The sequence below is a fragment of the Marinilabilia salmonicolor genome, from assembly GCF_003003035.1.
GTDB lineage: Bacteria > Bacteroidota > Bacteroidia > Bacteroidales > Marinilabiliaceae > Marinilabilia > Marinilabilia salmonicolor_A.
Genome location: NZ_PVTS01000019.1, coordinates 57058 through 77981, shown reverse-complemented (window position 1 = coordinate 77981; position 20924 = coordinate 57058). Strand labels below are relative to the sequence as shown.

The window sequence follows — 20924 nt, the reverse complement described above, 5'->3', positions numbered from 1 at the left end:
CTGGAAGCCTTGATTTTGCTATCTTTAAGCTCATAATCAGACAGTGATAGATGAGCGATTTTGCAACCGATAAGGATATGTTAATACAGGAGCTTCTTCAGGAACGTGATGAGCTCTTTCAGGAGCTTTCCCGGTTGCGAAAAGTCGACAATGGAGCCTTGGATACCCTGGAAGCAAAGAACCAGGAATTGACCTCTGTAGTGGCTGAAAAGGATCAACAAATCCATAAGCTAACCGATCAACTTGCCTGGTTTCGCCACAAGTTTTTTGGCAGCTCCAGCGAAAAACATATTGCAGCGGACCCCAACCAAAGAAAGATTGACTGGGAGGGGCTGGAAGTACTTCCAGAGGAGAAGGAAGCCATTGAAGATGCTGAAAAAGAGCTTATCGAATATGAGCGACGCAAGCCGAACAAAGAAAAAAAGAAGCCCGTACGTCAGCCGCTACCAGATCACCTTCGACGAGTAGTAGAAGTCATAGAGCCGGAAGGCAAACAGGACAACTGGGTGCGTATCGGCGAAGAGGTAACTGAAATTCTTGAACACAAGCCCGGTGAGACCTATGTCCGTCGAATAGAACGCCCGAAGTATGCCATAAAGCCAATTGTAGCAGAAGAGAATGCCGAGAATGAGCAGAACAAAGAAGAAGCACCTGCTATCCGCATTGCTCCAATGCCACTTTTGCCGTTGCCCCGCAGCAATGCCGGCCCCTCTATGCTGGCTGAGCTAATGATGAACAAATACTTCTATCATCTTCCTTTTCATCGTCAGATCTCTATGTTTAAGATGATCGGAGTAAGATTACCCGCATCCACCGTTAACGGATGGTTTCAGGGAAGCAGCGATTTACTTCGTGCTCTCTACAATCGCCTAAAAGAAAAAGTCCTCGAAACTGATTATATCCAGGTGGATGAAAGCACTATCCCGGTTATCAATAATCAAAAGCACAAGACCACTAAAGCTTACCTTTGGATGGTACGATCAGTAATGGACAACCTGGTTTTGTTCCACTACGACAAAGGCTCCCGGGCGCAAAGAGTGGTAGTTGATCTGTTAAAGGATTATCAGGGGGCCGTTCAAACTGATGGATATGAGGCATACTCAATCTATGAGCAAAAGAAAGGTGTTTTGCTTCTGGGTTGCTGGGCACATGCGCGCAGGAAATTCTCCGAAAGTCTTGCGGAAGACAAAAGGGGAGCTGAATATGCATTGGCACAAATTGCCAAATTCTATCAGGTGGAAAAAATGGCCGACGAGCAAGAGTTAGACCATGAGCAAAGGGCGGAACTTCGAAAACGTCTGGCTTATCCAATTATGCGTGCTTTTGAAAAATGGATTGAAGAGTATTATCCTAAAGCGCTTCCGGGCGGAAGAATGAGCAGAGCATTGGCTTATACATACAACCTTTTCATGCGGTTGTCCCGCTATCATCTTGATGGGCGCTATTTGCCAGATAATAACCTGGCCGAAAATGCCATCAGGCCTCTGGCTATTGGAAGAAAAGGATATTTGTTTTGTGGTAACCATGAGGCAGCAGAGAATGCAGCCATCATGTATTCTTTACTGGGATGCTGCAAAGCCAGTGATGTTAATCCCAGAGAATGGCTTACCGATGTGTTTGCCAAACTTCCGCAGTACAACCGTAATTACGATTTAGATCTGGCCGATCTGTTGCCACACAATTGGAAAAAATCCAACGACTGCCAGAATTTTCCGGAAAGCTCCAACTGATTCCAATAAATTCTAAGAGATTCCAGTAGAACTTAGAAAATCCCAATTTCCCCGACTGGTGAAACCTCTGGTCGGGAAAAATCTTTACTTTTATACGTGGGAGGCCGATGGCTTACTTTATAGATTCGAGATTGTAATCATTAATTGTATTAATCAAAAAAATCATACCTGCGAATAATCATTTCTATACTTTCTTTAACCGGATTGATTTCGGATCTCCCATTATGAGGATTTGAAGTTGCAGAGAATAGATGGGGCAGGACAAGTTCCAAGAGAAAATCAACAGAGTTATATTATTTCGGATAAGGAATTGCCACCATACTCTTCTGGAGAAATACGTCCTTATGAACCTGACCTTATTGATAAGTGGAGTGAAAATTCTAATTTTTTTGCTAGCATCATTTATTCTATTATTGATGATTTATATTTATTTTATCAAGCTTCTCCATTTGGAGCTGTATTTGTCACAAGAGAAGAGAGAACGCATTTAAATGGTGTTTTGGCAATTCGGAGTGAGGTAGAAAATGGCTTTTTTGGAGGGCTTAGCATATTCATGCCATCTCCGGTGAAAGGTCAAGGTTATATAAAAAACATGCCTAAACACAAAATTTATTCTAATGAGCTGTTTAGTGTATTAAACTCTTCCCAATTTGGGACTAAATTTAAAGGAACGTTCATTACGAAAGGAAGTATGAGGTATTCTTTTAATAGGTACTATAATAAGGGAGTTAGATCGCTTAATGATTGGTATAACTCAAGTAGTGTTAAAACAATTGGAAATAAACTATTTCCATTTTTATACGAAGATTAATTATTATGGGCGAAGAGAGTTTTAAGCTTTTGTCGATTGTCATTGGACGAATAATACTTGGAGGAATCGGTTTTATTTTTAGGTGGGGTTATTATAAAATGTTTAACAAAAAGAAAAAACTAAGTATTGATGATTATGAGAATAAGATTGTTGCATTTATATTGATACTGATTTTATTTGTTAGCCTATCCTTGAATAGACATTTTTAATTTACTGATTTTCCCCGTCGGAGTGGATTTGTAATAAGGTGTGGTCAAAAGATTTTTATTACCCATTTCTGATTTTCGGCACTTATTAAACAAAAATCTATCATAAGTGTTGTTTAATCCGGATAACTCTGTAATGCAAACAAGGCCGGTAACAAATTTGCTACCGGCCTCATAATTATAGTGCGAATAGTTGTACTACTCAATTTCAACCATCAGAAAATTCTTTGAAATCCGCTGTCCTTTTTCGACGTGAATTTTTTTAATCTTTCCGTCGAAAGGCATATGAATTTCATTTATCATCTTCATGGCCTCCAGAAGCAGAATTACATCACCCTCTTTAAGTTTCTGTCCTTTTTTGGCTTTGATCTCAACCACCGTGCCGGGAATAACAGACTTCAACTTATTGGGATCAGGCACCTCATACTTCTTACGTTCCTTAAATTTTCGGGTCAACCTGGTTTTATATTTCAGACTCAATATCTGAAAATCCACCAGTTCCTGATTATCGTCCTTCATAATTGCACATTTTTAATTCATAACCACCGGCAATACCGGCTTTTCTATGATTTCACAGAGCCCTTTCTCTAAAAACGAAAACAGGCTCAAATGGCGGGAATCCCCTCCGATTTTAAAATGGAGGTATTCCATGTTTTTTCTCGGGACGATGATCTTCTTTGCTAACGGAAACATCAAGAGCATGAAGAAGCATCTTACGAGTTTCATCCGGCTCAATAACAGAATCGATGTAACCTTTGGCGGCTGCAACGTATGGATTGGCAAATTTCTCCTTATACTCCTGTACCTTCAGCTGACGCATCTTTTCCGGATCATCTGCCTCCTCTATCTCTTTCTTAAAGATAATATTGGCAGCACCCTCCGGCCCCATCACTGCAATCTCGGCAGTAGGCCATGCAAACATAAAGTCGGCATGCAGGTGACGTGAGTTCATGGCAATGTAACCACCACCATAAGCTTTCCTCAGGATAACTGTGATCTTAGGTACAGTAGCTTCAGAATATGCATAGAGCACTTTTGCTCCGTGACGAATTACCCCTGCATGCTCCTGGTCAATTCCGGGCAAATATCCGGGCATATCCTCAAGCGTAATAATAGGAATATTAAAGGCGTCACAGTAACGAATGAAACGGGCCGCTTTATCAGAACTGTCGGTATCAAGTACTCCTGCCAGCACTAAGGGCTGGTTAGCAACAAAACCAATGGTTTCACCATTCATCCGACCAAAACCGATAACAATATTGGCCGCAAACAGTTCCTGTATCTCAAAGAAATCGGAATCATCCACAATGGCTTTGATAACGTCCCGCACATCGTAAGGATTCTTTGGGTCGCTGGGGATAATATCCTCAATCTTGGTTTTGCCTTTCGGCGGTTTAGGCGGAAATGCCCTGGCTTTCTGCTTGTTGTTCCATGGGATAAAGGTGATCAGTTTTTTGATCTGATCAAAACATTCCGCTTCGCTGTTTGCAAAGAAATGCGCATTACCGGTAATCTCAGCATGCACACGGGCACCACCAAGGTCCTCCATGGAAATTTCTTCTCCCAGAACCGTTTTAATAACGTTGGGACCAGTAATAAACATCTTACTGATCTTATCCACAGTGAACACAAAATCAGTAAGAGCCGGTGAGTAAACAGCACCTCCGGCACATGGTCCGAGGATTACGGAAATCTGAGGAATAACTCCTGACGCAATGGTATTGCGATAGAAAATCTCACCATACCCGGCCAGTGAATTTACACCCTCCTGAATACGGGCACCTCCGGAGTCGTTGATTCCAATCAGAGGCACTCTCATTTTCAGAGCATGATCCATAATTTTTGTGATCTTACGGGCGTGCATCAGTCCCAAAGAGCCACCGGCTACGGTAAAGTCCTGGGCAAACACACAGACAGGTGCACCATAAATGGTTCCTGTACCAATAATCACACCATCACCATGTAATTGCTTTTTGTCCATACCGAAGTCGCGGGCTTCGTGCTCAACAAAAAGGTCATACTCGGTAAAAGAATCCTGGTCCAACAAGGCCAAAATACGTTCACGGGCCGTCATTTTACCCATAGCGGTTTGTTTCTCAATGGCTTTTTCACCACCGCCTTGCTGTACTTTTTCTCTCCTTTTCCGAAGGTCAAGGATGTACTTTTTTAATGACATAAACAAAAAGTTTTGGTTAATCACCTATCAGTCAAGATTCAATAAATAAATCTGCTGAAAAATCAGGGTGCATAATTACTAATTTTACAGGAAAGAGTTGCAGGAATATTTGAATATTTTAACACCTGCCCCTGCAAGTAACTGAACTACAATAAGTAAATTTTAGACCAACAATCAGTAATCAAAAATCAGAAGTTGCTTTTACAAGTTCACATGCTCAATGCTTTAGCAAATCTAAAACGACTAATAACAAGTCACTTAACCCCATTTCCTTCAATATAGTGTTTGTCTATAAAGTCCAACTTCTGCGTTGTTGTTCAAAATCTAAATCCTCAAATACTTTAGTATTCTACGGTTTATATTTTTCAAACGCCTTGAATTCGAACTTTCTATTTCAAACACGCGAAAAACGCTTAGTTTATAGACTGGCACTATTTAGGTGCCCGGTAATAAAGCAAAACACCAATCCCCGCAAACACAATATTAGGCAACCAGGTTGCCATAATTGGAGATAAATTTCCATTTATGGCAAAGGTGGTGGAAATGGTCATGAATAAAATATACGAAAAACTGAGCGCAATGCCAACTCCAATGTGCAATCCCATACCTCCTCTGGTTTTGCGTGAAGCCAGGGAAACACCGATCAACGTAAGTATAAATGCTGAAAACGGTGAAGCTATCCGGCGATGTTTCTCAATGAGATAGGGCTCTATATTACCCACTCCACGAATTGTTTGCTCTTCAATGTAGTCTTCCAGTTCTGGATTGGTCATGGTTTCAAAAAACTTCCTTTCTTCCTTGAAATCGGCAGGTTTCATATTCACTACCGTATCCATTTCCTCGCCCTTGGTTATGGTCATTCGTCCGGCATCAGAAAAGTCACGCCGTATATAATCTTCAAAAATCCATTTTCCGTTAATACTGTCGTATTTCACCTTCTCGGCAGTAATCTTTAACCTCAGATCCTTATCTTCAATTTTCTCCAGACTGAAATCATCTCCACGCTCTCTGAAAGAAGAATACCTACGCATATAAATAAACAAACCAGGCTCTATCTGCATATGGATATTGCTCATACCGGTTTCTTTTATCTCTTTTACATAGTAATTCTCAAAATCTATACGAACTTTGTTGGACGGAGGTATTATATACCCCCCCATCACATAAGAAAAAGCTGTTAAAATAGCAGCTCCTATAAAATAGGGATACAAAAGGCGTTTAAAACTGACTCCACTGGATAAAATGGCAATAATCTCCGTATCGTAAGCCATTTTTGAGGTAAAGAAAATTACCGCAATAAAAACAAACAACGGAGTAAACAGGTTGGCGAAATAGGGAATAAAATTGAAATAATAATCAAAAACAATGGCCTCAAGTGGTGCATCGGTTTCCAGAAAATCGTCAATTTTCTCCGCCAGGTCAAACACCACTGATATACTCAATATCAGCAAAATAGCAAAGAAAAAAGTTCCCAAAAACTTTTTCAGTATGTAAACGTCTATTTTTTTTAGAATCATCCTCTTATCCTAAATATTTACCTGCAAAGGAACAAAAAACAAAACATTTCTTACAAACGCCTTGCCAGTTGTTTTACCATTTGATCTTTCCATCCGCTAAAAGTACCATCCAGGATGCGCCGACGTGCTTCCCCGACCAACCAAAGATAAAAAGACAAATTATGAATAGATGCCACCTGAGGACCGAGCATTTCACGGGAAATAAACAGATGCCTCAGATAGGCTTTGGAATAGATGGTATCAAAGGAACAATGACCATCAGGATCGACCGGCGAAAAATCATTTTTCCACTTCTCATTACGGATATTAATAATGCCTTCGCTGGTAAAAAGCATCCCGTTGCGACCGTTGCGGGTCGGCATCACGCAATCAAACATATCCACCCCTCTGCTAATGGCTTCCAGCAAATTAACCGGCGTGCCAACTCCCATGAGATAACGGGGTTTATCTTCGGGCAATATTTCATTGACCACCTCAATCATTTCATACATCACATCTTCTGGTTCGCCCACAGCCAACCCCCCAATGGCATTCCCTTCGCGATTGAAAGAAGCGATATACTCAGCTGACTTCCTGCGTAAATCGGCATATCCCGCACCCTGAACAATGGGGAAGAAAGTCTGACTGTACCCGTACTTAGGATCTGTAGTGTCAAAACGATCCAAACCACGCTTCAACCATTTGTGTGTGAGTTCCATCGATTGAAGGGCATATTTATAATCTGCATCTCCCGGTGGACACTCATCAAAGGCCATGATGATGTCTGCTCCGATGGTTCGCTGGATGTCAACCACATTTTCAGGAGTAAATAAATGTCTGGAACCATCAAGATGGGACTGAAACTCGGCTCCCTCAGCCGTCAGCTTCCGCTTATCACTCAGTGAAAAGACCTGAAACCCGCCACTGTCGGTGAGTATTGGCTTATCCCAGGCGTTAAAACGATGCAAACCACCGGCCTGCTCCAGCACCTCCAATCCGGGACGTAAATATAAATGATAGGTATTTCCCAGAATAATATGGGCTTTTACCTCCTCTTTCAGGTCATTTACATGAATCCCTTTAACGCTTCCCACAGTGCCAACAGGCATAAAAACCGGCGTTGGAATGTTACCGTGATCTGTAACTACCTCACCTGCTCTGGCAGCAGTTTGATCATCTGTTTTTTCTAGAGTAAATTGCATTGGTTTTTTATTCCCTCAAGTAATTATATAAATATCCGATTAATCTGGTTTGCAAAGATACAAGTATTGGTCGTTTTTTCGTTCTTAATTGTGAGCTAAGGAAAAAAATCGCACTTTTGCCCGTCAATACTGAGAAACTATGAATATTCCTCATCCAAACACATTCGAAACCATCCTTTTGGCATTGATGCTGTTGGTATGGCTCTGGCAGTTTTTCTTTCTGTTCAGGCGCATTTTACCGGTTGCACGTCATAAAAACACAAGCATATCAGACACTGATCTCCCCCCCGTTTCTGTGGTGATAAGTGCAAAAAACGAAGAAGAGAATCTGGAGACTTTTTTGCCTGATGTTCTGAATCAGGATTATCCCGATTTTCAGGTGGTAGTGGTCAATGACGGATCGGAAGACGACACAGACATGGTTCTGACAAGGCTTAAGGCAGAGCATCCACACCTTTATATTACCAGAATTGCCCCCGACAAGAAATTCTATCATGGTAAAAAACTACCCCTTTCGATAGGTATTAAAGCGGCAAAACACGAAATACTGGTTCTGACAGATGCCGACTGCCAACCCGCTTCAGACCAGTGGTTGAAACACATGGTTTCTGCCATGCGAAGTCAACACAAAGAGCTGGTTCTGGGCATCGGGAATTACAAAAAAACAAAAGGACTTACCAACCTTTGGCTACGTTATGACACTTTTACCATCGCCATTCAGTACCTGGGATTTGCTTTGAGGGGAAAGCCATACATGGCCACAGGGCGAAATATGGCCTATACCAAACAACTGTTTCAAAAAACCGGCGGATTCAAAAACCATATTTACGTAGCCTCCGGAGATGATGATTTGTTTGTACAGGAAGCAGCCAACAAAACAAACACCACTGTTTGCGTTGCACCACAAGCCCACACCATCAGCACTCCCCCCTCCTCCTTTAAAAAGTGGAGAGAGCAAAAGATGCGACACCTTTCCACCTCACCGCATTACAAAAAGTCCATCAAATTTTCACTGTTTGCCGAACCTGTAACGAGGGAATTATTCTGGGCACTTACACTTTATTTTATATTTTTTCCTAATTTTGCGCTACTGATATTGCCTTTTTCATTATTATTGTTTTTATTCAAACTCATAATCTGGAAAAAGGCTTCAGATAAAACCGGAATGGGAAAAGTTTTTTGGGGGCTGTTGCTTTTTGATATCGTTCAACCGATCATCATCGCCTTCAGCCATTTCGGAAATCTGACAGGGTCAAAAAAAAGGAAATGGAAATAAATCCGAACTTATCAGACAAGGCAAGGTACGACCTTGAATTGGTTGACAAAGCAGTGGAAGGCGATCAGAAAGCCTATGCAGAGCTTATGGCCCGTTACCGGGATGCCATCTATTTTATGCTGCTCAAAATGATCAACAACAAAACTGATGCTGAGGATCTGACCATTGAAGCATTCGGAAAAGCCTTTAAAAACCTCAGTCAGTATTCCCCCAATTACGCCTTCAGCACCTGGTTGTTCAAAATCGCATCCAACAACTGCATTGATTACCTTCGCAAAAAAAGAAACAACCATGTAAGCATCGACGGTGGTTATGCTTCCGATGAGAAAGAAACCGAGCCCCAGATTCACCTCAAAGACGAAACCCCCGACCCGGAAGAGTTTATGATCAGGGAGCAAAAGGTGGTTTTGATGCGGACCGTGGTAAAAAAATTAAAACCTCGTTATCGTACCCTGATAGAGCTTCGTTACTTTAAGGAGTATTCTTACGAAGAAATCTCCGAAGAGCTGGATCTTCCTCTGGGAACAGTAAAAGCTCAATTATTCAGAGCCCGCGAACTTCTTTTCAACACACTGAAAAACTCCGAGGTAAAAAAACATTAGAAACTCATTTACAACTTTCTCAATCTGATTAATGCCTGTCAGGTTAAGAACTACCGGTAAATTTCATGGACATCCTTTATAAATATTTTCCAAAACTGACCTCTTTGCAAAAAGAACAGTTTGGCGAATTAAAAACACTTTATACCGACTGGAACAGTAAAATCAACGTCATATCCCGCAAAGACATGGATAGTTTTTACCTGCACCATGTTTTACATTCGCTGTCCATAGCACGATTCATCAACTTTGTCCCGGGCACACGCATCATAGACGTAGGAACCGGAGGCGGATTCCCGGGAATTCCGTTGAGCATCTTTTTCCCGGAGACTCAATTTACCCTGCTCGATTCCATTGCAAAAAAAATAAAAGTAGTACAGGCGGTTTCTGACTCACTGGAACTAAAGAACACCCATGCGGTTCAGTCCCGCTCGGAAGAATTTAAAGGCAAGTATGATTTTATTGTAAGCCGGGCCGTCACAAACCTGCCCGATTTTGTGCGACAAACCAGGCATCTGATAACGCAAAAACCATCGAATGCCATTCCAAATGGTATTTTATACCTCAAAGGAGGAGATATTTCAGCAGAAACAGCACCTTTTAAAAAGAAGGTTTTTATCACTCCAATCAGCGACTGGTTTGATGAGCCATTCTTTGAAACAAAGAAACTTGTGCACCTTCCTTTGTAAAAATTGATCAACAAAGTTTTGGGAGACAAAAAAAACTTGTATTTTTGCAGTCCGAATTTCAGAAAAAAGGCAAAATAAACTCATAGTCACAACACAAGGACAATACAGGATATTTTGCAAAATGCTAAAATAACCTGAGTTCTTTATTCGGACCCTCCTGAAAAGGAAACTCCGGAGAAGAGTGATTTAAAAACACAGAAAAATGAAAAGGACATTTCAACCATCAAACCGTAAGAGAAGAAACAAGCATGGTTTCAGATCCAGAATGGCTACTGCTAACGGACGCCGTGTACTTGCATCACGTCGCGCCAAAGGTCGTAAAAGACTCAGCGTAAGCAGCGAGAAAAGACACAAAGCATAAATAATGGCCCGGAACATTAAGCCGGAATTAGACCATTAGATATGCATCATGCAATTGATTTGAATTGACTGCATGAAAAACCACATCCGTCTGCAGAAATGCAGAAATATAAAACGACAAGGGTTCTTTACGGATCCTTGTTTTTTTATATCCGGTCCTCATCGCCTTGCTTTTTATCCTGCTGTTTGGTGATTTTATGCTATTTTTGAAGTCAAAATAAAAACATGAAACCATGTCGTTTTTCAAAACCATCTTCAACAAGACGTTTGCCCGGCATCTGGGAATAGTCATCATCAGCGGACTGTTACTAATCCTTCTCACTTTTCTGGGTCTAAACCTTTACACCCGACACGGTAAAGGATTTGAAGCTCCGGATTTTAAAGGACTCACAGAACAACAGCTCAAACACCTCATTCAGGAAAATGAGTTACGATATGCGATTATTGATTCGGCCCATATTGCCGACCTGCCTCCGGGAGTGGTCATTGAACAGACGCCTAAAGCAGGAAGTATGGTCAAAAAGAACCGAAACATCTTCTTCACCATCAATTCATGGACTCCCGAGAAAGTTCAGGTGCCTGATGTCATTGACTACAGCATCAGAAATGCCCGGGTAATGCTGGAGTCATTCGGACTTGAAGTAGGAGATCTGATTTATGTGCCGTCAGAATACACCAATCTGGTATTGGGACAGCACTACAAAGGAAAACCCATTGAAGCCGGAACGCCACTGGAACGGGGTGCGGTAATTGACCTGATAGTAGGCCAGGGTTTGAGCAACCGAACAACTGCCGTGCCTGACCTTAAAGGACTTCTTTATGACGAAGCTAAGCAAATCAGCCAGGACCTCTCTCTGAACATTGGCGCCCAGATTTTTGACAGCACCGTTGTTTCGCGAGAAGACACATTGCAGGCATTTGTGTGGAAACAGCGCCCGTCGGGTGATGGCGACAGCCGATTGCGGCTTGGTTCATCCATCGACATCTGGTTGTCAGTTGACTCCTCACTGATTATGCCGGATACTGCAAGCATTGAAATACCCGAAACTCCTATCCGGGAATTTCAGGAAGAAACCACTGAAGAAGAAGACCTTAATGAGGAGGAGTTCTTTTAACTGACCACCAAACAAACTCATGGGATGCAGCCTGGAGGATCGAACTCCTCCACTCTCAATCCGGGTATCCCGGAAAGATCAGCCCGATACCCCGACACTCTAAAGATGAGTGAAAAGAACAGATAATTCCATCAGACCAAATATCAAACTATATTTTGTAAGGAATGAACGAAAACAACCGGGAATTTGATGAAACCGACGATCTGGAAGAACTCATTGAAAATAAAGAAGAGACAGATTCCGGAAAAGAATTGTACGAACATTACAGGTTTGTGGCCGATGCCGGTCAAAACCTCTTGAGAGTGGATAAATTTCTGGTCAACCGAATCGAAAACGCATCCAGAAATAAAATTCAGGATGCTGCTGCAGCAGGAAGTGTTCTTGCCAATGGCAATCCGGTAAAAGCCAACTACAAAGTAAAGCCGGGCGACACCATTACCATTGAAATGAGCTGGCCACCCCGCGAAATTGAGATTCTTCCGGAAGATATACCGCTCAACATTGTTTACGAAGATGATGCCCTTATCGTTGTCAACAAGCAACCGGGGATGGTCGTTCATCCGGGCTTTGGCAACTATACAGGAACTCTGGTCAATGCATTGGCATGGCACCTGAAGGATCATCCATGGTTTCAAAGCAACGATCCCCGCCCTGGCTTGGTCCACAGAATTGACAAAGACACCTCAGGGTTGCTGGTCATTGCCAAAACAGAGGAGGCAAAGACCAACCTGGCCCGGCAGTTCTTCTACAAAACCACAGAGCGAACTTATCAGGCCATTGCCTGGGGCAGTATGAAAGAGGACGAAGGCACTATTACCGGGAATATCGGTCGCAGCATTCGGGACAGGAAACAGATGACTGTTTTTGAAGATGAATCAATGGGAAAACCCGCAGTAACTCATTACAAGGTTCTGGAGCGGCTGGGTTATGTAACACTCGTTCAGTGCAATCTTGAGACCGGCCGTACGCACCAGATCAGAGTTCACCTCAAATACATTGGACATACACTATTCAATGACGAGCGATATGGTGGCAATCAGATTTTAAAAGGAACCACCTTCACCAAGTATAAACAATTTGTCAAAAACTGTTTTACCTTGCTGCCCCGTCAGGCCTTACATGCCAAAACGCTGGGCTTCGAACACCCCGTTACCGGAGAGTTTATGAGATTCGATTCAGATTTGCCGGACGACATGGTGCAGACCATCGACAAATGGAGAAACTATATTGCAGGAAGAGAAGAGGAGTAAAGGCCACCTAATCCCTCCCGAGCAGACTCGACAAAGGCAGCAGAATAAGAAAAGTTAAACTGAAAGGGAGCCAACAGCTCCGTTTTCAATCTGTCTCAAGCATGGATGAGCAAAATCCAATTTAACTGTGATTCTAGCCTGCTTTATTCATGAATTTTCGTTATGAGATGTTCAAATATCAAGAAATACAATCAACCGCAAAGAAAATGGATGTAGGGAAGAATGAGTTATTTTCAAATCCATTTTATTGAGGACATTTGTATTTTGCAGATAGTTGGACATCGAAATAGATTATTTGTAAAACGAAGTTCGACGAAGTCAATAATGCAGCCTAATTCAATAAAAACCCGAAAAATGAAAAATATTGGTATCATATACGGTGGATATTCCTCTGAAATTGTGGTAAGCAAGAAAAGTGCAGATGGAATCAAATCTTTTCTGGATTCCTCAAGATATAACATCATTCCGGTTTTGATTACGGAAGATAAGTGGGTGGCCGAACACGACAACCGGGAGTTTGACATCGACAAAAACGACTTCTCTTTCAGGGATGACAACAAAAAATACACCTTCGATTGTTTGTACATCACTATTCACGGAACTCCGGGAGAAAACGGCCTTCTTCAGGGATATTTAAAGATGTTGGGAATTCCTCATTCCACATGCGATGTGCTTCCTTCATCTCTCACCTTTAATAAGTTTACCTGCAATACATATCTGAAAGGATTCGGTGTATCCGTGGCAGATTCAATTCTTATCCGCAAAGGTCGCGAATTCAATCCGGCCGACATTCAGGAGAAATTAGGCATCCCCTGTTTTGTCAAGCCCAATGCCGGGGGATCAAGCTTTGGCATTTCAAAAGTTAAAACCCCGGAGGAACTTCTGCCGGCCATTGAAAAAGCTTTTGAAGAGTGCGAGGAAGTTCTTGTTGAGGAATTGATGGAAGGCACCGAAGTGACCTGCGGCATTTACAAAACCCAAAGTCGGGAAGTTGTATTGCCGTTAACGGAAGTCATCAGTAAAAATGAATTCTTCGATTTTGAGGCCAAATACAATGCCGACAAAGCCATAGAAATAACACCTGCACGCATCTCAGAAGAATTGACCACAAAAATTCAGAAAATCACTTCTTTAATCTATGACATCCTGAATTGCAAAGGAATCGTCCGGGTAGATTTTATTATTACCGAGAAACAAATATTCCTGATAGAAGTCAATACCACCCCGGGAATGACGGCTACAAGTTTTATTCCGCAGCAGGTAGAAGCCATGGGCATGACCATGCAGGAAGTGATGACCGAAGTTATTGAGGATGCAATTAACAGGGGTAACAAGTAAGTGTTGGAGAATAACCTAAGACACACAGTACAGGAAGTGGAAGTTAGATGTTAGTGACCAACAGGCAGAAGTTCAAGAGGCATAAGGCAGAAGAAAAAACATTGACCCAGCAGAATAATATATTTCGTAATGAATGGCTCCTCCTGAGCTTCTTTCAGTTCCTGAAACAAAATGCGTTTATTCGAAAATCCTTATAAAAAAAACGGGTGTATCTAAAACAATAGAGATACACCCGGATAAGAACAGCTTTTTCGCTGCATGAGACTGGAATCGTTCTGATTACTTTTTAATTGCATAGCTACTTGAATTTTTACCTGAAACCAAACTTACATAATACGTACCGGAAGGAAGCGATGAAACATCAAATTTACCGGAATAAGTAAGGTCTTTTGGCAAAGCAGATTCAAACAGCACATTACCACTGGCATCTTCCACTTTCATATTGAAAGAGTCGTTGGCTTTGTTCAGGTAGCTCACAAAGATAAAGTCATTTTTTGCCCATACTTTGGCAGCCAGTTCTTCAGCTTTCTTGCTTGAAACTTCAGAAACAAGTTTTCCTCCTGATACAGTAAACTCATCTTCCAGGAAAGTTTTTCCACTACCCTTAAGAACAGCAACATACTTACCATCGCTCAATTTTGAGAAATCAAACAGTTTGTTGAATTGAGTGCTTGTACCGACTTTACCGCTTGAGTAAACAAACTCACCTTTGTCGGTTTTAATTTCAACTGAAAAATCAACCATCTCTTCGCTCAACGCAGATACAAGAGCATAGTTAGTGTCCAGGTACGGATACACAGTGATTTTTCCTTTGGCTGATGCAGTGGTTGCAACTGAAACCATAAATGCCGCAAGGGCAACTACAGATAAAAACTTTTTTGCTTTCATAATTGAAAAGTTTTAAGTGAAACATTTAGTTTTGTGTCTTTCTGTAAGAACACAGTGCAAACATAATTGCGTTTTCATCAGCCACCAAATTTTACGACCCAAAAGTCCTTTATTTTACAAATTCTTAACCATACCCCCTTTTTTGTGTCAATTAATAAACATTTTTCGATGTTTTGTTCACATATGGTTAAGTTTCGACAGACTTATTCAGCCTATGAAAGGTTTTTTGACAATAACCCCCTCTCTTCTCTTTTTTGGTAATAAAACATTAAAAACTGCATTTCTAAGAACATTTCCAGAAAACATTTTGTTACTAAAGACAAACTGACAAAGCACTTAAAAGTCCGCTTACAGCAAGACTTTCAGTACACATCAAAAAAAAGGGAAAAGAACAGGGTTGTTTTAGGAGGCCATTGTTTCAACCATTTGTTAACACTTTTTCATGGCAAAGGGACATAAAGCACCAGGCAGCAACAACCACTCAAAAACCTATGGATCAAGCACATTTAAACCATCCACCTGTGCATTGCCAACAAATTAAAGGCGTCCGCCCCATTTTCGTAAATGAAGAGCATCACTTTTAATAAACAAAATATTTGTTAACCCAACTTTCAAAACATAAAAACAAACAACATGGAAAGAAACAATTCAAAAGTAAAATTTGCAGGAAACCAGGTAACACTAATCGGGAAAGAGCCAAAAATTGGCGACAGTGCACCTGAATTTACCGTACTTGGCAACGATCTGAAGCCGGTAAAACTCACTGATTTTGACGGAAAAATTAAGGTAATTGCCATCTATCCGTCCATCGACACAAGTGTCTGTGCAGCTCAAAACAGACGGTTCAACCAGGAAGCTGACAAACTGGATAACGTAGTGGTACTATCGATCTCCTGCGACCTTCCGTTTGCTCAAAAGAGATTTTGTGCCGCTGAAGGGCTTAACAACATTGTTACCCTCTCGGATCATAAAGACGTTGACTTTGGAACAAAATATGGTTTCCTGATGGAAGAATTCCGCCTTTTGGCCAGGGGAACTGTCATCATCGGAAAAGACAACAAAGTTAAATATGTGGAATATGTGCCCGAAGTAACTGAAGAGCCCGATTATGATAAAGCCCTTGAAGTAGTTAAGGAACTTATTTAGGAAACATTAAGCAGAGGGCATGGAGCATGTGGAGCATGGAGAAAGATGCACTGCGTATGAAGTGTCCTCTCCCTGAAAAATTAAGTGTCACCCCATCCGGGGCTTATATCATATATTGAACAATCTATCTACCAAACTGCCACCCCATACGGGGCTGTCCCATTTTACCAGCAAAAATGGATAATTTTCGTTTTTCCCGATGGAAAAGAAAAGGCTGAAATGTAGGTACTCCTCAAGCTGTCTATTCCAGGTCCAGCGGGGGCAACAGATACGTGGAAGCCTTAATTTTATCCAAGAAAATCCTCAAATGCGTTATATGTTCCGGTAGTTTTTTGACCAGTACTGCCGGCCTGTTGATCTTTCCAGCTACGAGCCAGTTCTTTAAACACAGGATCTGCATGCTCCATAAACATCATGGTGGATTTACAAAAACGTGGTAAGCCACTGTCTTTCGGGTCTTTCACCCTATCCTTCGTACACCCGCCATAACAGTGTTGTAACCAGGGACAGGTACGACATTTTCGGGGCAACTGACTCTTTAACTGCCCAAATTTTGTTTGTTTCGGTGAATTCAACATGTCCACCAGTCTCTGTTCCCTGATATTTCCCAACTTCCATTTTGGCTCTACAAAGAAATCACACGAATAGACATCTCCGTTATGCTCAACGGTAGGATAAACTCCACACTCCTTACTCAATGTACATTCCGGTGCCTCCAGCCCCACATACGTATGAAAAATCGACTCTATAAATCTCACATTGGTGGTAGGCTGACCATTGTCAAAATCCTGCAGCCACAAATCGAAGATTTCAATCATGAAATTTCCGTATTGTTCTGCAGTAACTGAAAAATCAGCTGCTTTTTTGGGATTTACTTTATCGCGCTCCACGATGGGTATAAACTGCATCCACTCAAATCCCTGTTCCTTGTAGAATTCGTACAACTCCCTGGCGTGTGGTGCGGAATCACTGGTAATGCAACACATGGCATTCACTGCCACATTGTGCTGCAGCAGCAGTTTTCCACTTTGCATGACACGTTCCCACGAAGGTTGCTCATTTTTTGTCAGCCGGTATTTATCATGGATATGCCGGGGGCCGTCAATTGAAAGTCCAACCAAAAACTGGTATTCTCCCAAAAAGGCGGCCCACTCTTCGTCAATCAACAATCCGTTTGTCTGCAAACCATTGCCTACCACTTTGCCACGGCCATATTTTTGTTCCAGTGCAACTACCTTTTTGAAAAAATCCAGCCCCATCAATGTAGGCTCCCCCCCCTGCCAGGTAATGGCAATATTTTCACCCGACTGCTCCATGGACTGCTTAATGAGCACCTCCAGAACATCGTCACTCATCCGGTGCTTGTTCGACTCAGGAAACAATGCTGCCTTTTCCAGATAAAAACAATATCCACATCCCAGATTACAATCCGGCCCGGCCGGTTTTACCAATATTGAATTGAGCGGTTTAAACTTATTCCTCATCCTCCAAAAATAATAAAATCAATACGCACTACAGATAAACGGCCCGTTGTTTCCTTAGTGTTGGTCCATAAAATACCATTTACTGCGTTACGCTTGCCCGAAAATCACTCATTTACTCAAGTAAACAGCGTATTTTCAGGCTTCGCAAGCCCCCGAAGAAAAATCGGGGCAGGCATTGTAACTGGCACTTTCTTGACAAACACATAACCAGAAACAAAATTTTGCTTAGTTCATAGACGGACACTCCTTAGTCTTCTGTCTCTGTTGGCTCCTCATAACTCTCCATCGGCTCACAGGTGCAAACAAGGTTTCGGTCACCCCAGGCATCATCGACCCTCGCTACGGCAGGCCAGAATTTATTTTCACGAACCCACGCCAGGGGGAAAGCTGCTTTCTCGCGCCCATAAGGTTTTTCCCAGGCATCTGTCACTACAACCCTGTCCGGATGTGGAGCATTCTTCAAAACATTATTGTCCCGGTCAGCTATTCCTGCCTCTACCTCTTTCACCTCTGCATAAATGGCTTTCAAAGCATCCACAAACCTGTCGAGTTCCTCCTTGGACTCGCTTTCCGTAGGCTCAATCATTAATGTTCCGTGAACAGGAAACGAGACAGTGGGGGCATGATACCCGTAATCCATCAAACGTTTGGCAATATCAATTTCACTGATTCCCGTAGCAGCTTTCAGCTTCCGGCATTCAAGAATCATTTCATGCCCAACCCGCCCATTTTCACCGGAATAGAGGATTCCGTAATCATCTTTCAGCTCCACTGCAAGATAGTTTGCATTTAAGATGGCCATCTTTGTTGCCTTTGTAAGACCTTCTGCTCCCATCATCTTAATGTAGCCATAGGTAATGGGCAACACACCCGGACTTCCCCAGGGAGCAGCAGCAACAGCCGAAATACCATCCCGCAGGTTGTCAATTACGGTATGCCCCGGCAGAAATCCCTTAAGATGTTCGGCAACGGCAATAGGCCCTACTCCCGGACCTCCTCCACCATGCGGAATGGCAAACGTTTTATGTAAGTTGAGGTGACACACATCCGCACCGATTATTCCCGGACTCGTAATTCCCACCTGAGCATTCATGTTTGCTCCGTCCATATAAACCTGCCCGCCATGCTGATGAATAATTTTGCACACTTCCAGAATGGAGGATTCAAAAACACCATGGGTAGATGGATAAGTAACCATGATGCACGACAGTTCATCACTGTGTTTCTCTGCTTTTGCTCTGAGATCCTCCACATCGATGTTTCCTTTGTCATCGCACTTCACCACCACCACTTTCATACCGGCCATCACAGCACTGGCAGGGTTTGTGCCATGGGCAGAGGAAGGAATCAGTGCAACATTGCGGTGTCCCTGACTGCGGCTTTCATGATAGGTACGAATCACCATCAAACCGGCATACTCACCGGCCGCTCCCGAGTTGGGCTGAAGACTCACATCTGCAAGTCCTGTAATCTCAGCAAGGTCAGCCCTCAGTTCGTCCATCAACTCATGATAGCCCCGGGCCTGCTCTATGGGAACAAACGGGTGAATAGATGTAAAACCGGGCCAGGTAAGACCAAACAATTCGGAAGCGGCATTAAGTTTCATTGTACAGGATCCCAGAGAGATCATGGAATGTGCCAGCGAAATATCTTTGCGTTCCAAACGCTTAATGTAACGCATCATCTCGGTTTCGGAACGGTAACTATTAAATACCTCCTGTTCCATAAAAGCACTTTTCCTTATAAATTGCTTCTCCAAAGCATTGTCTTCAGAAAAATCCTCAATGTTCACACTGGTTTCATCCACCATTCCTGTGATGATATCCACCAATTCCTGAACATCACTCTCCGAGGTCGTTTCATCTATACTGATTCCGATAAGTGTCGGGTCATCAAAATATCTGAGGTTAATCTTTCTCCTGAGCAACTTTTCTCTTAAAGCATCAACTGTCAACTGCTTTGGCAATCCAAACAATACCGTATCAAAGAAATTCCGGTTAAACACCTTAAACCCTTTGTTTTCAAGTGCTCTCTGAAGCTGAACAGTTTGTTTATGCACCCGGGTGGCTATTTCCCTCAATCCCTCAGCTCCATGCCACACCCCGTAAAATCCGGCCATGGTAGCTAACAATGCCTGGGCGGTACAAATATTGGAGGTTGCTTTCTCTCTTTTGATGTGTTGTTCGCGGGTTTGAAGGGCCATTCGCAAAGCAGGATAACCGGTAACATCTTTGGACACACCAATGATACGACCCGGTAATGATCTTTTGTAAGCTTCCGTTGTAGCAAAGAAAGCCGCATGTGGACCACCATAATACAGAGGCACTCCAAAACGCTGGGAAGAGCCAAAGACTATGTCCGCGCCCCATTCTCCCGGAGGCGTAATCAGGGCCAGCGAAAGCAGGTCGGCGGCCACGGCAACTCTTCCTCCAAGACTGTGAACGGATTCGGCAAAACCACTAAAATCCCGAATTTCTCCGCGGGAATCAGGATATTGTACGATTGCCCCAAAATGGCGCGCTCCATCATAAAGATTGTTGCTTACCTCAACAAATTCCAGTTTGATACCCAGTGGAACAGCCCTGGTTTCCAAAACAGCTCTGGTCTGCGGCCATATATGTTCATCCACCAGACAAGCATCAACACCCGATTTTACCTGCTCACGGCTTCTGGTATTAAACATCATAATCATTGCCTCGGCTGCTGCCGTAGCTTCATCCAGCAGAGATGCGTTGGCCATGGGAAGAGCCGTCAATTCCGTCACCATGGTTTGAAAATTAAGCAACGCTTCCAGCCGTCCCTGCGATATTTCTGCCTGATAAGGGGTATAAGAGGTGTACCAGACAGGATTCTCCAAAACATTTCGGATTATAACAGAAGGCGTAAATGTATTGTAATACCCCATGCCGATATAAGTCCTGAAAATTTCATTGCGCGCTGCAATTCCACTTACCCGCTGTAAAAACTCCTGTTCCGTAAGAGCAGGTGAAAGGTTCAGCTCCCTCTTCATTCTGATACCATCTGGTATCGCCTGGTTTATAAGATCATCGAGAGATGATGCCCCGACTCTTTCGAGCATCAGGTCCGTTTCCCGGGCATCAGGCCCGATGTGCCGTTCTGCAAATTGACTCATATCGAACTGTTTGGATGATTGTTTT

Annotated in this window: 17 protein-coding genes; 10 read left to right on the top strand and 7 right to left on the bottom strand. The window is 42.7% G+C overall.

Annotated features, from left to right (window positions below; translation table 11 throughout):
* Positions 1-50 precede the first annotated feature (50 nt).
* Both tnpC and BY457_RS16205 read left to right on the top strand, forming a co-directional pair.
* Complete coding sequence (gene tnpC, locus BY457_RS16210) at positions 51-1730, top strand: IS66 family transposase (RefSeq protein WP_106154375.1); 1680 nt, start codon at positions 51-53, stop codon at positions 1728-1730.
* Between the two features lie 238 nt (positions 1731-1968).
* Positions 1969-2541: a hypothetical protein gene (locus tag BY457_RS16205; protein WP_146130996.1), complete on the top strand. Its 573-nt coding sequence runs from the start codon at positions 1969-1971 to the stop codon at positions 2539-2541.
* Between the two features lie 404 nt (positions 2542-2945).
* Here the strand turns inward: BY457_RS16205 and BY457_RS16195 are convergent, their stop codons facing one another.
* From BY457_RS16195 to tgt, 4 genes are all read right to left on the bottom strand, one after another.
* Positions 2946-3266, bottom strand: coding sequence for a biotin/lipoyl-containing protein (locus BY457_RS16195; protein WP_106154372.1), 321 nt, complete (start codon positions 3264-3266; stop codon positions 2946-2948).
* A 112-nt stretch (positions 3267-3378) separates the two neighbouring features.
* Complete coding sequence (locus BY457_RS16190; protein WP_106154371.1) at positions 3379-4923, bottom strand: acyl-CoA carboxylase subunit beta; 1545 nt, start codon at positions 4921-4923, stop codon at positions 3379-3381.
* A 431-nt stretch (positions 4924-5354) separates the two neighbouring features.
* Positions 5355-6440, bottom strand: a complete 1086-nt coding sequence (locus BY457_RS16185) for an LptF/LptG family permease (protein WP_106154370.1) — start codon at positions 6438-6440, stop codon at positions 5355-5357.
* 50 nt (positions 6441-6490) lie between these two features.
* Positions 6491-7621, bottom strand: coding sequence for a tRNA guanosine(34) transglycosylase Tgt (tgt, locus tag BY457_RS16180; RefSeq protein ID WP_106154369.1), 1131 nt, complete (start codon positions 7619-7621; stop codon positions 6491-6493).
* 139 nt (positions 7622-7760) lie between these two features.
* On the opposite strand from tgt, the gene BY457_RS16175 reads away from it, so the two are divergent.
* The 7 genes from BY457_RS16175 (at position 7761) to BY457_RS16140 (ending at position 14248) form a co-directional block, all read left to right on the top strand.
* Positions 7761-8897: a glycosyltransferase gene (locus BY457_RS16175; protein ID WP_106154368.1), complete on the top strand. Its 1137-nt coding sequence runs from the start codon at positions 7761-7763 to the stop codon at positions 8895-8897.
* Positions 8888-9499: an RNA polymerase sigma factor gene (locus BY457_RS16170; RefSeq protein WP_106154367.1), complete on the top strand. Its 612-nt coding sequence runs from the start codon at positions 8888-8890 to the stop codon at positions 9497-9499. Before BY457_RS16175 ends, BY457_RS16170 begins: the two co-directional genes overlap by 10 nt.
* Positions 9500-9603: 104 nt before the next feature.
* On the top strand, positions 9604-10185 hold the full coding sequence (rsmG, locus tag BY457_RS16165; RefSeq protein ID WP_258176771.1) for a 16S rRNA (guanine(527)-N(7))-methyltransferase RsmG: 582 nt from the start codon (positions 9604-9606) through the stop codon (positions 10183-10185).
* A gap of 202 nt (positions 10186-10387) precedes the next feature.
* Positions 10388-10546, top strand: a complete 159-nt coding sequence (gene rpmH / locus BY457_RS16160) for a 50S ribosomal protein L34 (RefSeq protein ID WP_010663530.1) — start codon at positions 10388-10390, stop codon at positions 10544-10546.
* 232 nt (positions 10547-10778) lie between these two features.
* On the top strand, positions 10779-11660 hold the full coding sequence (locus tag BY457_RS16150; RefSeq protein ID WP_106154364.1) for a PASTA domain-containing protein: 882 nt from the start codon (positions 10779-10781) through the stop codon (positions 11658-11660).
* A 164-nt stretch (positions 11661-11824) separates the two neighbouring features.
* Positions 11825-12910: an RluA family pseudouridine synthase gene (locus tag BY457_RS16145; protein WP_106154363.1), complete on the top strand. Its 1086-nt coding sequence runs from the start codon at positions 11825-11827 to the stop codon at positions 12908-12910.
* Positions 12911-13264: 354 nt separating this feature from the next.
* Positions 13265-14248 carry a D-alanine--D-alanine ligase gene (locus BY457_RS16140; protein WP_106154362.1) on the top strand — a complete coding sequence of 328 codons (984 nt, stop codon included), beginning with the start codon at positions 13265-13267 and terminating at the stop codon, positions 14246-14248.
* Between the two features lie 279 nt (positions 14249-14527).
* On the opposite strand, the gene BY457_RS16135 is transcribed toward BY457_RS16140, so the two are convergent.
* On the bottom strand, positions 14528-15136 hold the full coding sequence (locus BY457_RS16135; RefSeq protein WP_106154361.1) for a hypothetical protein: 609 nt from the start codon (positions 15134-15136) through the stop codon (positions 14528-14530).
* A gap of 633 nt (positions 15137-15769) precedes the next feature.
* Here BY457_RS16135 and tpx point away from each other — a divergent pair.
* Positions 15770-16282 (top strand): thiol peroxidase, encoded by a 513-nt coding sequence (gene tpx / locus BY457_RS16130; RefSeq protein ID WP_106154360.1) that lies wholly within the window; start codon positions 15770-15772, stop codon positions 16280-16282.
* Between the two features lie 287 nt (positions 16283-16569).
* On the opposite strand, the gene BY457_RS16125 is transcribed toward tpx, so the two are convergent.
* A complete protein-coding gene (locus BY457_RS16125) occupies positions 16570-17766 on the bottom strand; it encodes an anaerobic sulfatase maturase (protein WP_106154359.1) in 1197 nt (398 codons plus the stop codon).
* Positions 17767-18013: 247 nt separating this feature from the next.
* Positions 18014-20899: an aminomethyl-transferring glycine dehydrogenase gene (gene gcvP / locus BY457_RS16120; protein ID WP_106154358.1), complete on the bottom strand. Its 2886-nt coding sequence runs from the start codon at positions 20897-20899 to the stop codon at positions 18014-18016.
* Positions 20900-20924 lie beyond the last annotated feature (25 nt).